15 protein-coding genes are annotated in these 12,012 nt (G+C 69.9%); 8 read left to right on the plus strand and 7 right to left on the minus strand.

Going from position 1 to position 12,012, the window contains the following annotated elements; all coding sequences use genetic code 11:
* Positions 1 to 61: 61 nt before the first annotated feature.
* Both ACO0M4_RS31060 and ACO0M4_RS31065 read right to left on the minus strand, forming a co-directional pair.
* Positions 62 to 733 carry a CBS domain-containing protein gene (locus ACO0M4_RS31060; protein ID WP_430374394.1) on the minus strand — a complete coding sequence of 224 codons (672 nt, stop codon included), beginning with the start codon at positions 731 to 733 and terminating at the stop codon, positions 62 to 64.
* 328 nt (positions 734 to 1,061) lie between these two features.
* On the minus strand, positions 1,062 to 1,745 hold the full coding sequence (locus tag ACO0M4_RS31065; protein WP_430374395.1) for a CBS domain-containing protein: 684 nt from the start codon (positions 1,743 to 1,745) through the stop codon (positions 1,062 to 1,064).
* 215 nt (positions 1,746 to 1,960) lie between these two features.
* Here ACO0M4_RS31065 and ppk2 point away from each other — a divergent pair, with 215 nt between their 5' ends.
* On the plus strand, positions 1,961 to 2,788 hold the full coding sequence (gene ppk2 / locus ACO0M4_RS31070; protein WP_430374396.1) for a polyphosphate kinase 2: 828 nt from the start codon (positions 1,961 to 1,963) through the stop codon (positions 2,786 to 2,788).
* Between the two features lie 173 nt (positions 2,789 to 2,961).
* On the opposite strand, the gene ACO0M4_RS31075 is transcribed toward ppk2, so the two are convergent.
* On the minus strand, positions 2,962 to 4,206 hold the full coding sequence (locus ACO0M4_RS31075) for an MFS transporter (protein WP_430374397.1): 1,245 nt from the start codon (positions 4,204 to 4,206) through the stop codon (positions 2,962 to 2,964).
* A 124-nt stretch (positions 4,207 to 4,330) separates the two neighbouring features.
* Between ACO0M4_RS31075 and ACO0M4_RS31080 the strand changes: the two genes are divergently transcribed.
* Positions 4,331 to 5,266, plus strand: coding sequence for a LysR family transcriptional regulator (locus tag ACO0M4_RS31080; protein ID WP_430374398.1), 936 nt, complete (start codon positions 4,331 to 4,333; stop codon positions 5,264 to 5,266).
* Between the two features lie 129 nt (positions 5,267 to 5,395).
* Here the strand turns inward: ACO0M4_RS31080 and ACO0M4_RS31085 are convergent, their stop codons facing one another.
* The gene (locus tag ACO0M4_RS31085; RefSeq protein ID WP_390015938.1) at positions 5,396 to 5,575 is read right to left on the minus strand and encodes a DUF6126 family protein; all 180 of its coding nucleotides are present in this window, start codon (positions 5,573 to 5,575) and stop codon (positions 5,396 to 5,398) included.
* A gap of 532 nt (positions 5,576 to 6,107) precedes the next feature.
* On the opposite strand from ACO0M4_RS31085, the gene ACO0M4_RS31090 reads away from it, so the two are divergent.
* The 4 genes from ACO0M4_RS31090 to ACO0M4_RS31105 all read left to right on the plus strand — a co-directional run bounded on the left by ACO0M4_RS31090 (position 6,108) and on the right by ACO0M4_RS31105 (position 8,214).
* Complete coding sequence (locus ACO0M4_RS31090; RefSeq protein WP_430374399.1) at positions 6,108 to 6,449, plus strand: ArsR/SmtB family transcription factor; 342 nt, start codon at positions 6,108 to 6,110, stop codon at positions 6,447 to 6,449.
* Between the two features lie 187 nt (positions 6,450 to 6,636).
* Complete coding sequence (locus ACO0M4_RS31095; protein ID WP_430374400.1) at positions 6,637 to 7,062, plus strand: ATP-binding protein; 426 nt, start codon at positions 6,637 to 6,639, stop codon at positions 7,060 to 7,062.
* A 33-nt stretch (positions 7,063 to 7,095) separates the two neighbouring features.
* Complete coding sequence (locus ACO0M4_RS31100) at positions 7,096 to 7,512, plus strand: STAS domain-containing protein (RefSeq protein WP_430374401.1); 417 nt, start codon at positions 7,096 to 7,098, stop codon at positions 7,510 to 7,512.
* A gap of 351 nt (positions 7,513 to 7,863) precedes the next feature.
* Positions 7,864 to 8,214 carry an ArsR/SmtB family transcription factor gene (locus ACO0M4_RS31105; RefSeq protein WP_430374402.1) on the plus strand — a complete coding sequence of 117 codons (351 nt, stop codon included), beginning with the start codon at positions 7,864 to 7,866 and terminating at the stop codon, positions 8,212 to 8,214.
* Between the two features lie 159 nt (positions 8,215 to 8,373).
* Here the strand turns inward: ACO0M4_RS31105 and ACO0M4_RS31110 are convergent, their stop codons facing one another.
* Positions 8,374 to 8,715 carry a putative quinol monooxygenase gene (locus ACO0M4_RS31110; protein ID WP_430374403.1) on the minus strand — a complete coding sequence of 114 codons (342 nt, stop codon included), beginning with the start codon at positions 8,713 to 8,715 and terminating at the stop codon, positions 8,374 to 8,376.
* A gap of 88 nt (positions 8,716 to 8,803) precedes the next feature.
* Here ACO0M4_RS31110 and ACO0M4_RS31115 point away from each other — a divergent pair, with 88 nt between their 5' ends.
* Positions 8,804 to 9,127 (plus strand): ArsR/SmtB family transcription factor, encoded by a 324-nt coding sequence (locus ACO0M4_RS31115; protein ID WP_430374404.1) that lies wholly within the window; start codon positions 8,804 to 8,806, stop codon positions 9,125 to 9,127.
* A gap of 253 nt (positions 9,128 to 9,380) precedes the next feature.
* On the opposite strand, the gene ACO0M4_RS31120 is transcribed toward ACO0M4_RS31115, so the two are convergent.
* Positions 9,381 to 9,911: a DUF4232 domain-containing protein gene (locus ACO0M4_RS31120; protein ID WP_430374405.1), complete on the minus strand. Its 531-nt coding sequence runs from the start codon at positions 9,909 to 9,911 to the stop codon at positions 9,381 to 9,383.
* 616 nt (positions 9,912 to 10,527) lie between these two features.
* On the opposite strand from ACO0M4_RS31120, the gene ACO0M4_RS31125 reads away from it, so the two are divergent.
* A complete protein-coding gene (locus tag ACO0M4_RS31125; RefSeq protein ID WP_430374406.1) occupies positions 10,528 to 10,950 on the plus strand; it encodes an RDD family protein in 423 nt (140 codons plus the stop codon).
* Between the two features lie 97 nt (positions 10,951 to 11,047).
* Here the strand turns inward: ACO0M4_RS31125 and ACO0M4_RS31130 are convergent, their stop codons facing one another.
* Positions 11,048 to 11,929, minus strand: coding sequence for a GNAT family N-acetyltransferase (locus ACO0M4_RS31130; protein ID WP_430374407.1), 882 nt, complete (start codon positions 11,927 to 11,929; stop codon positions 11,048 to 11,050).
* Positions 11,930 to 12,012: the final 83 nt, after the last annotated feature.

The raw sequence follows: 12,012 nt of genomic DNA on the forward strand, positions 1-12,012 counted from the left end.
GACGGGCCGGTCCCACGCGGTGCGCCACACGCCCGCGTTCCGCGCAACCGGTGCCGCCGCCTCAGCCCGCCACCGTGCGCTGCTCCCCCGCCGGAACGATGTGAACGTCGAACGTCACGTCCACCACGCCCTCCACCGCCCGCACCAGACGGGCCGCGACGGGCAGCAGCGCGCTGTCCCGGATCGGTCCGTGCAGTGCCACCACGCCGTCCACGACGCGCACTTCGACTCTGCCGGGCGTACCGGTGAACAGCCAGTCGACGATCTCCGTCCGCACCTCCGCCGCCAGTTCCTCGTCGGACCGCAGGAAGACCTTCAGCAGGTCCGCGCGGCTGACGATGCCCTCCAATATGCCGCGACTGTCGACCACAGGCAGTCGCTTGACGGATTTGCGCACCATCGTCCGCGCCGCCTGGGCGAGGGTGTCGTCGGCGTGCACGGTCAGCGCCGGGGCGCTCATCACGTCACCCGCGGTCAGTCCGCCGGCCTTGCGCAGATCGTCCAGCCGCCGCTGCTCCACCCGCTCCGGTACCGCGTCCCGGAACTCCTCCTTGGGCAGCAGATCGGCCTCGGAGACCACGCCGATCACCCGCCCCTCCCCCGCGAGCACCGGCAGGGCACTGACCTTCCACTGCTCCATGGTTGCGACGATCTCCTTGAAGCCGGCCCCTTGACCGACGGCGACCACCGTCCGGGTCATCACCTCGCTGACGGTGTGCGGGTTGTGCGTCATGACGCCTCCTCCCCACGGCTGCGGGTGTCCCAGGGCCGTGGCACCTTCAGCGTGCGGTCGCCCACCCGCCCCCGGCAGGGGCCGTCCGGCCCTACCTCCCGCCGATCGGCCGGGGCGCCCACCGCGGCTCCGGCCCGCCGTGCCGACCGAACCGCCTACGGACCCAGCGGCCTCTCCCCGACCCGCGCGCCGCGAACGCAGCCACAGAAGTCAAAGAAGTCAAAGAAGTCGAAGAAAGCCACAGCAATTCATAGAAGTCACAGGAGTCGCAGAAGTCGCACGGGCCACAGAACGAACACAGTCACGGAGATCACGGAGATCACGAAGGTCACGGAATCGCCCCCGGCACAGGCGGAACGACAGGCACCGACGCAACGCCCGTCACGTCGTACTCCACATCGACCACCCCCTCGATGCTGCGCACCAGACGCGCCACCACAGGCACCAACGACCGGTCACGCAAGTGCCCGCTCAGCGTGACCACCCCGTCCGCGACCACGACGTGCAGGTCCCTCGTCGGCACGGCGAAAAACTTCGCGAGCACCCCCCGCACCTCTTGCGCGAGGTCGTCATCGGACCGCAGGAACACCTTCAGCAGATCTGCACGGCTGACGATGCCCACCAGCAGCCCGCCGCCATCCACGACCGGCAGCCGTTTGACCGATGCCTGTGCCATCGTGCGCGCTGCCTGGGCCAACGTGGCGTCGCCGTGCACCGTCACCGCAGGGGTGGTCATCAGCTCACCGGCGGTCACGGCCTCCGCCCGGCGCACGTCATCGACCAACCGCAAACGCTCCAGTACGTCCGCGTCCGCCTCCCGGAACCCCTCCTTGGGCAGCAGATCGGCCTCGGACACCACGCCGACCACCCGCCGCTCGGCCGAGACCACCGGCAGGGCGCTCACATGCCACCGCCGTAGGGTCTCGACGATCTTCTTGAAGCCGGCCGCCCGGTCGACGGCCGCCACGGGCTGCGTCATGACGTCGCTGACGCGGTGCGGGGTGTTCGGCATGGTGGCGGGCCTCCTCGGGAGCAGCTCCGCACCGCACGGTCGTCGGGTGGCCGAACGGCGCGCCCGGTCTGGCGTCACTCCCCAGCCTGCGTCCCGGCACGCCCGCCCGGAAAGGGCCGTCCGGCCCCACATCCGATGAGGCCACCATCCCGCCGGCACCCCCGTTCGGCCCGCACGCCCGCCCGCACCGGCCCAGGACTCCGTACCGTCGACGCATGGCGGACCATCACGAAGGCAGGAGTCGGGTACCCGGGAGACTGTCGAAGGCACGGTACGAGCGCGAGCTGTACCGCCTGCAGACGGAGCTGGTGAAGCTCCAGGAGTGGGTCCGCGCCGAGGGCGCCCGGCTCGTCGTGGTCTTCGAAGGGCGCGACGCGGCCGGCAAGGGCAGCACCATCAAGCGCGTCACCGCCCCCCTCAACCCCAGGGTGGCGCGCGTCGTCGCACTCCCCCGGCCCACCGAACGCGAACGCACCCAGTGGTACTTCCAACGCTACGTGGAGCAACTGCCCGCGGCGGGCGAGATCGTCCTCTTCGACCGCAGCTGGTACAACCGGGCCGGCGTCGAGCGGGTCATGGGCTTCTGCACACCCACCGAGTACCAACGCTTCCTCCACCAGTGCCCGGTCGTCGAGGGCATGCTGGTCGAGGACGGCATCCTGCTGCGCAAATACTGGTTCTCGGTCAGCGACGACGTGCAGGAACAGCGCTTCCGACAGCGCCTGGACGACCCCACCCGCCGCTGGAAACTCTCCCCGATCGACCTCGAATCGCTGACCCGTTGGGAAGACTACTCACGGGCCAAGGACGACATGTTCGTCCACACCGACCTCCCCGAGACACCGTGGTACGTCGTCGAGAGCGACGACAAACGCCGAGCCCGCCTGAACATGATCGCCCACCTGCTGTCGACGGTGCCGTACCACGACGTCACCCCACCCGTTCTCGAACTACCGCCCCGCCCACCGGGCACCGGCTACCAGCGGCCACCACGCGACCTGCAGACCTACGTTCCCGACCATTCCGCCGATCTGGAGACGTGAAGCGGGGGCAAGGGAACGCCGTAGCGCAGTGGCCGGATTCCCGCCCCGGGCCGACCGCACCACCGGCCGCCGCATCCGCGAGGGCTACGCGCAAGTCCGGTCGATGGTCTGCGGACAGGCCCGGGACGGGAGTCCGGGGCCGGCTCCGGGGGACGGTGTCGAGCTGCGGTGTGTCAGGTGAGGCTCGTGGCCTGTTCCCGTGCCTGCTGGGGCGCGTTCTCGCGGCGCGGGAGCAATAGCGGGGTGGCCAGGAGGAGGACTCCGGCGGCGGCGATCGCCGTGCGGGGGCTGGTGAGGGTGGCCAGCAGACCCCACACGGCGGTCAGGGCCGCGATGGTGGCGCTGCTGCTGACCGACCACGCGGACAGCGTGCGGGCGACCCGGTCCGCCGGTGTCTGGTCGAGCCGGTAGGTGGCCAGCACCGGGTTGAACACGCCACAACAGGTCACCAGGCCGAATTGGACGGCGATGACGAGCACGATCCCGGGAACACCGGGCCGGACGAAGGCCAGTCCCACGGGCCAGCACGCGCGCAGCGCACCGGCGGTGACGATCACCTTGTGCCGCCCGAACCGCGTCACGAGCGGGCGCGCCAGGCGTGAGCCGATGAGACCGCCGACGCACGGCGTCGCGAACGCGAGACCGTACTGCCAAGGTGTGAACCCGAGGCGGCCCAGCATGAGTACGGCGAGCAGCGGCTCGGAGGCCATGATCAGGCCGTTGCCCACGATCGCGTTGAAGAACAGCGGGCGCAGCCCGGGGTGGGTGAGGATGGAGCGCCATCCTTCGAACAGATCGCCTGCCCGCAGCCGCGGCGCACCGGTCCGTACGGGGTGCGGTTCCGTCCCGCCGATGGCACGGATGCCCAGCGCCGAGAGCAGGTAGCTGACCGCATCGGCCACCACGGTCGTCATCGGGCCGAACATCCCGATCGCGGCCCCGCCGAGCGGCGGTCCGACCACTGTCGAGGTCCACATCGTGGACTCGAACCGGCCGTTCGCGACGAGCAGATCCTCTGGCGGCACGAGCGCCTTCAGATACGCGCCGCTGGCCGCGTTGAAGGCGATGTTGGCCGCGGCGACGACGACCGAGACGACGAGGAGCTGGGCGAAGCTGAGCCAGCCGAGCGCGAACGCGGCCGGGACGCTCAGCAACGCCGCGAACCGGGCCAGATCCATCGCCACCATGACCGGCCGCTTACGGCGGAACTCCACCCACGGTCCGAGCGGCACCGCCACCACGGCCCCTACCGCCCGCCCCGCGGCAGACAGTGCCGCCACCTGGGCCGGCCCGGAGTGCAGCACGAGGATCGCGATCAGGGGAAACGCACCAAACCCGAGCCATGTGCCGTACGAGCTGACCGCATACGCCGACCACAGCCACCGGAACGGCCTGCCCAACCCCCGCCTACGTGTCATACCCCACACACCTCACGCCGATCCGAACAACCACTCGCTGACCCCCGGCATCCAAGCGGGTAGGGATGGCGAGCTCAAACAACCGATCGGCCAGGAAAGCACAACCTTTCGTTGTGTCGTTACCATGGTCGGCGTGGATCTTGATGCTGTGCGCACCTTCGTGGCTGTCGCGGACGCGGGGCGGTTCCAGGACGCTGCCGCCGAACTGTCGATCACCCAGCAGGCCGTCTCCAAACGCATCGCCACGCTGGAGAAGATCCTCGGCGTGCGGCTGTTCACCCGCGCCCCGCGTGGCGCGCAGCTCACCATCGACGGGCAGGCGTTCCTGCCGCACGCCCGCGACCTCCTACAGGCCGAAGCGCGGGCAGTCGCCTCCGTGTCCCCCGGCCGCCGCGCGCTACGCGTCGACGTGATCGGCCGGCGACTGGCTCCGGCCACCCTGATGCGCGGCTTCCATCGCGCGCACCCCGAGGTCGAGCTCGATGTCGTGACCCTCTTCGATGCCGACGCGGCCATCAACGCCATCCGGTCCGGCACGATCGACGCGTCCTTCCGCGCCGTCACCATGCCCGGCCGGCAGCTCCCGGACGGCATCAGGGCCGCCCGGGTCTTCGACGAGCCCATCCAACTCCTCACCGGACCGGCCCACGAGCTCGCTGCCGCCCGCGCGGTCACGCCCGCCGAACTCGTCGGGCACCGGATCTGGATGCCCGGCCTCGTCCCCGGAACCGAATGGGGTGCCTACTACGGTGACCTCGCCGCCGCGTTCGCGCTCACCATCGAGATCACCGGCCCCGACTTCGGCACCGAGCCCCTACTGGACACCATCGCCGACTCCCGGTCACTGGCGACCTTCGTCGGCGAGGAGACACGCCTCGTCTGGCCCGCCGACCACGGCCTGCGACGCATCGCTGTGCGCGACCCGGCACCGGTCTACCCGCATTCACTGGTATGGCACCGCGACAACCCGCACCCGGCACTCGCCGCGCTCCGCGACCACCTGCGCTCCGAGCAGTGCGACCGCTCCGACACCGAAACCTGGACACCGGCCTGGGCATAGCGGTCAGGACCACCGCGTTGCCCGGCACCAACAACATCGTGAGCCGCGCACACGTCCGGCCACTGGCGACGCCGCCCCGTCCGTGTCTCGTGCCTGGCGCGCCGCACGTCCCCTCCGCTCGCCGGCCGGCTACTTGCCGGCGTGGCTGCCGACGTAGAACAGCAGCGCCAAGAAGCCCAGCAGAAGGTGGCTGCCGGCGATGTAGATGAACACCCGCCAGGACGCGCCCCGCTCCTTCCGCTCTTCGGACATCCCGCCCCCGAAGGACGGCGTGGACGGTGACTGGTTGTTGGCCGGGGCGTCAGGCACGACTGCACTCCTGGGAGCTTCTGGTGTCCGGTATCTGGGCTCGATGGTCTGATGTGCGGGGTAGGGGTGGCACGGCGCCCGGTCCGACGCGCACCGTGCATGCCTCTCGCAGCTCCGTCGGCCGGCCGCCCTCATGGGCTGCGCCCGGGCGGCACCGTCTGCGCGGGAACTCGGCCACGTCGCTGCCCACTTCCTCCCACCCGCCCATCGGACCTCCACGCGCGCATGCACGCACGAACCATTGACTATTGCGGCAACTAGTGAATTAAAGAACTTTGCAAGTCTACGAGGCGCCGGACGGTGCGCGGGAGATCGACGGTTTCGGGGTCATGCACCTCAAGTCCAGCGTGGCCAAGAAGGTCTGATCGTCCGGCGCCCCACCTGGAGGGCGGCCGGGCGTCATCCGGATGGTGAATTGCAAAATTTCGCAATTGCCTAGATGCTGTTTCCGTTCGGCTGTGCCCGTACACGGCTGCGGGCACACCCTTGCGCGCGCCCCGAGCGGGCTGCGGTCGGGGAAGTCTGAGGGGTCATGTCTGTTCCGCTGTACCAGGCCAAGGCCGAGTTCTTCCGGATGCTCGGGCACCCCGTGCGGATACGGGTGCTGGAACTGCTCCAGGACGGACCGAAGCCGGTACGGGGCCTGCTCGCGGAGATCGAGGTGGAGCCCTCGGGCCTGTCCCAGCAGCTGGCCGTGTTGCGCCGCTCCGGGATCGTCACCTCGACGCGGGAGGGTTCCACGGTCGTCTACGAGCTGGCCGGCGGGGACGTCGCCGAGCTGCTGAAGGCCGCGCGTCGGATCCTGACCGAGATGCTGGCCGGGCGGAACGAACTGCTGGCCGAGTTGCGGGATGCCGGGGGCGCCGCACGATGACGGTCTCTCAGATCGGCCGATTCCGGTTCGCGGCACCGTTGCCCGGGCGCCCCGACTTGGTGGACGTGGGGCGCGCTCCCCGTCGGAATCCGCCCGCCCCCGGCTTCGGACTCTGCTCCGGGCTGAGTACGGCGGCCGGGCCGGCGCCCGCGGTGGCCGGCTCGCGTCTCACCGGTACGGAGGCGTGATGCTCGCACCGTTGGAAAAGTTGCCCTACCGGCACGTGCTCACGCTGCCCAGCGAACCGTCCGCCGTCCGGATAGCGCGCGAGACCGCCGAGCTGGCACTGACCGGATGGGGCATTTCGCTGCGCCACCCCACGGTGGACCCGGCACTGCTGATCCTGAGCGAACTGGTCACCAACAGCATCCGGCACGCCGCCGAGCTCTCCCCGCAGGTCACCGTGATCTACGCGGCCAGCCGGGACTGTCTGGTATTCGCCGTCCACGACTCCCATCCCCACCAGCCCTCGCTGTACGGGCCCTTCGCCGGTACCGGTGGCGGCGGGCTCGCCACGGTCATGGAACTCGTACTCGGCCTGGGCGGCACGGCAGTCGTACGTGCGGATTCCCCGGTCGGTGGGAAGGGTATTTGGATCACCCTCCCGATCTGACCCCGACAGACCGGCCGCACAAAGGAGTTCACCGTGACCATCGAATGGCGTTACACCGTCGAGGAAGACCTCGGCATCCTGTCGGTCGCCGGACATCTGGGCCCGGAAGCAGCCCGTCGATTCACCGGCGCGGTCGGCTGGGTACTGGCCCGGGGCACCGGCCCGGTCATCGTCGACCTGAGCGAACTGCGCGGTTGGTCCGGCGAGGGACAGCTGGCCATCACCGACGCCGCCCGCCGTCTCACCGAGGCGGGCCGCAGTCTGGAACTGGCGGCGATCCCCGCCGAAGGCTCCCTCGTCCCGGCCGGCGGCTGCCCGCCCATTCCGGTCCACGCCGACCTGACCACCGCACTCGCCAGCCACGGTGCGCCACAGCCCAACGGGCACGGGACGGAACGCCACGAGTGGCGCACCAGCGGATGGCCAGCCGGGACGGATCAGCGCGCATAGCAGCAGGTCGGGCAGCGAAAGGCAACGGTCCCGGCCGTCCCGGACGACGGCCGCGGAGCGGCACATGAGGGGCGTACGCAACGTGCGAACCAGGCGGCACCGCTACCGCACCGCAAGGTGACGCCTGCCCGATCCGCCTCCCTTCCCCCGCACACGGTCAGCCATTGCCCACATTCGCCGTTACCGAGGTCGTCGATGCTGGATACGGGAGCGCGGTTCTCCGGTGCGGATTCGGTTCGACCTGGTTCCGCAGGCGAGGATGGGCCGCATGTTCTTGACGAGTGGGTGGATGCGATGCGCCGGGATCCGGCCGGTGGGGCTGAGCTGCCGTATCGGGGAGGCGACGGCACGATGAGTACGCCGCTGTACCGGCTGAAGGCCGAGTTCTTCAAAACGCTCGGCCACCCCGTACGCATCCGTGTCCTGGAGCTGCTGAGCGAGCGCGAGCACGCGGTGGCCGAAATGCTGCCGGAGATGGGCGTCGAACCCGCGAACCTCTCCCAGCAGTTGGCCGTGCTCCGCAGGATGAACCTGGTCACGACCCGCAAGCAGGGCTCGGCCGTGTACTACTCGCTGACCAGCCCGCACGTCGCCGAACTGCTGAGGGTGGCCCGCACCATCCTGTCGGGAGTTCTGGCCGGGCAGGCCGAACTCCTCGCAGACCTCCAGGCTGCGCAGGAGGAGGGGAAATCGCCGTCGTAGCAGGCGGGTTCGAACGGCGGCAGCCTCCTGGAGGCAGGGCAGTGAATTCGCCAGCGGGAGGCGGGCGCTCGCCTCGGGCCACGGCGTCGTCAGCGGCCATGGCCTCGTCAGCGGCCTCGGCGGCGGCGTCTTCGGCGGCGCCGCCGAGGCCCCGCAGGCTTACCCGCGGCCTGCCGTTCGCTCGTAGGGGCTGTGCATCGTGAGGTACCGGATCTCCAGCTCGCGCTCCAGGTACTCCATGCGCCGCTCCCAGAAGTCGCGGAGGTGAGGGAGGGCCAGGTGAGCATCCAGGTCGCGCTGGCTCCGCCACGCCTCGTAGAAGACGAACACGCCTGGCTCGTCACGGTCCTCATGGAAGTGGTATTCGAGACAGCCGGGTTCCTGTCGCGTCGGTCCGACGAACGAGAGCAGGAGCTGCCGCAGGTCCTCCGCGCGCTCTGGCTTGGGTCGGGCGGTGCCGACGAGGGTGAACGGCTGGTGCATGAGTGACGTCCCTTCCATGGATACATAGGTATGACTTGAGTCGTACCTATGGGACGCTAACGGCACACCAAGGTATGATGCAAGCCGTACCTTGGAGGTGGTGGTGATGCCTGACGACGAGGGGCACCCCGAACTTGCGGAGATCGAGCTCGGCAACGTGCTGTCCGCGCTGGCCGACCCGCTGCGGCGGCGCGTCGTGCGGGAACTGGCAGCCGGGCCCGACGGCGAGGAACGCACCTGCAGTTCCTTCGCGCTGCCGGTCAGCAAGGCGACGGTCACCCACCACTTCCGCACGCTCCGCGAGGCGGGCCTGATCCGCCAGGTCAACCGAGGCAACAGCCGGATGGCAACCCTCCGCCGGGCCGATATCGAGCAGCGGTTCCCCGGCCTGCTGGCACTACTGACGGCCGAGGCCACCAAGGACGCATGACCGCATGCACCCCACCCGCCCGCCTCTCCTCGTCACGCCCTGCGCGGAGCGGGTGACGATCCGTCTGGCCAACCGGGCCTGTGCCCGAGACGCTCGTCGAGACCACGTCGTCGTGGAAGCACGCGCCCCCAGGGGCGGCGCGCGGTCCAGGCCCCGGGGATGTCATGGCGCAACCCCGGGGCCCGTTGCATGTCCGGGCGGTCAGTCGGATCGGTGCTCTGCGGGATGCCGCCGAAGCGCGCAGGGAGGGCAGTCAGGCGCCGGGCCGGACCGGACCGATGACGGTGCCGGCGCCGACGGTGAGGGGACCGTAGGCGGTGGACTCACCGGGGATCACGCCACCGGGAGCCTTGAGCGTGAAGGTCGCCTCGTCGGCGGGAGCGCCGCCGGCACCGTGGGGCACCTGGATGTCGAAGTGCACCGGATGGCCCGGACCGAAGTTCACCACCGTGCGCTGCGAGCCGTACCGGCCGGCGGTGACCCCGTTCGACGAACCGTGGCGGTAGAACCGCACGTCGGTCGGTGACCCGGCCAGCTCGCACGGCTCGTACCCGGGCGCCGCGGTCAGGGTGACCCGGTAGTGGTGATGCCCCGCGCTGGCAGGACCCGCAGTGATCTTCGCGGTGTGGTTCGCCGGACGGCATGCGGAGGGAACCTGATCGCCGGGCGCCGTGGTCACGGCCGTCGGTGACGACGCCTGCGCCGCTCCCCCGCCCGCGGCACCCACCAACACGACAGCGGCAACGGTGACGATGATCTTCCGAGTGGTACGCAACGCGAACACTCCCTTCCTGCCTGGCGGTCCACGGTGTTCCGCCGAAACTCTGGTCACCCCATTCCTCCCCTTCAGTCGGACCGACAAATGTCCTGAAACCGTCACGACTACGCCAACTGCCCCTTCCCCACGGCAGCGACGCCGAAGTGGCCAACTGCGAGGGTCAAGTTCAGGAACGGCGGCCAACTCGTGTTCCGGCCTGGAAGGTCCGCCGGAGTGGTGGTCGCGTTCGGGGCGGCTGGTGCCGCATCAGGCAACGTTCGCCCTGCCATTGGTGTGCCGGGTGGCGCCCGAAGGCCGGCACAACTTCTCTCGCCCCGGCCGGGCCGGTTGTCAGCGTGGCCCAGTTCGTACACCTCGGGTTGTCGCGGTTCCGGGGTATCGGCTTGGATCGCCTTCTGTGAGTACCTTTCAGTCGCCACCGCCCCCCAACCAGCCCGGCCCCGGCTTCGGCCCTGCGCAACCGCACTACGGTCAACCGCAGGGCGTACCGCCTCAGCCGTATCCGCAGTCTCAGCCGTATCCGCCGCAGTCCCCAGTGCCGCCTTACGGGGTGCCGCAGCCCCTGCAGCCGCAGATGGGCAGGCCCCAGGGCCCGCCCCCGCAGGCACTCGCCGTCCCCGGCATGCGCCTGCTCGCCCGCTTCATCGACTACCTGATCATGGGCGTGCTGATCGCGGGCGCCTGGGTGCCGACGAATATCTGGATGTACAGCACGTTCAAGCCCGACGACAGCCGCGGAGTGCCGGTGGTTCTCGGCCTCTTCGCCTGGACGCTGCTGGTCGGCCTGTTCTTCGAACCGTTGACGATGGCGATGGGCGGCACCATCGGCAAAGCCATCTGTGGCCTGCGCGTCGTCCACGTCGAAACCGGTAACAAGCTCGGCTTCGGCCACGCCCTGGGACGCTGGCTGGCCTATCTGGGCATCGGCATGGTGCCGGTGCTGGGCCTCATCAGCGTGTTGTCGTGCATTTGGAACGAGCCGTTCCGGCAGTGCATGCACGACAGGGCCGCCAACACCGCGGTCGTCAAACGCCGCTGGCAGTAACACGCCGGCCCGCCACGGCCGTTGGTGGTGCAGCGGCGACAACACGACCTGCGGGCCGGACCTGGGTGAGGACCAAGTCCGGCCCGCTCTTTCGTCTTTACAGGTCGAGCTGGTACAGCAGCGCCTCGTGCGTCGGCGTGTAGCCGAGGCCGTCGTTGATGTGTCTCATGTGCGTGTTGTTGTCGGCGGTGTCGGTCAGGAGGCCGGCGAGGTCCGGATAGCGGTTCCGGGCCTGGCCGATCGACTCGGCCTTCATCCACAGTCCGAGGCCGTGACCGCGGTGCTCGGGCAGCACGGCGGTGCCGTAGTGCTGGCCGTCGCCCTTGCCCTTGCCAGGCACGACCAGTTCCGTGAATCCGGCGATCGAACCGTCGGACGTGTCGATGGCAACGACCGTGTGCAGGTGGTCTCCGCGCTCCTCGACGGTTCGGGAAACGGCCCGAACCCGGTCCACGTCCCAGGTCATGGTGCCGCAGTCGGTGTCGCCCATCGGCATGTCGTCCATGGCGCGGCGCGAGGCGGCGAACGTTTCGGCGAGTTCGTCGGGGACGGTGCCACGCCACGACGCCAGCCGGTAGCCGGGACGCGCCCGCTCGACGATCCTCGCGAGCGCGGCGACGTCCACATCGGCCAACGCCAGGCGGGTGTACCTGAAGGTGAGGGCTTTGCGAAAGCCCCGGGCCGACAGGAAGCCGGCGCCGGGTGACCCGGCCTCGGTCTGCGCGATGACGGCGCGTCGGGCGTCGTCCCGGGCGGCTGCCACGGCGACGTCGAGGAGTCGGGAGCCGATGCGTCCCCGCCGCTCCACCGGGTGGACGTGGAGGGCCAGTTCGGCGAGGTGATCCTGTCCACCATCGGTGAACAGACGCAGGAACGCCGACCCGACGGGGCTGCCGGCGGCGTCGGACGCCAGCCAGGCGAGGCGCCGGCTGTACGGGCTGCTGTCGGGGTCGGTCAGTGGGGTGATGCGCAGGGACAAGGCGTCTCCGTCGTGAGGAGGTGAATGCGATCAGTGGTCGAGATCAGTTGCTGGACAGTCCTGCGCATGTGCTCTACACCTCC

This window comes from Streptomyces sp. RGM 3693, from assembly GCF_050471125.1.
In the GTDB taxonomy this organism is placed as follows: Bacteria; Actinomycetota; Actinomycetes; order Streptomycetales; family Streptomycetaceae; genus Streptomyces.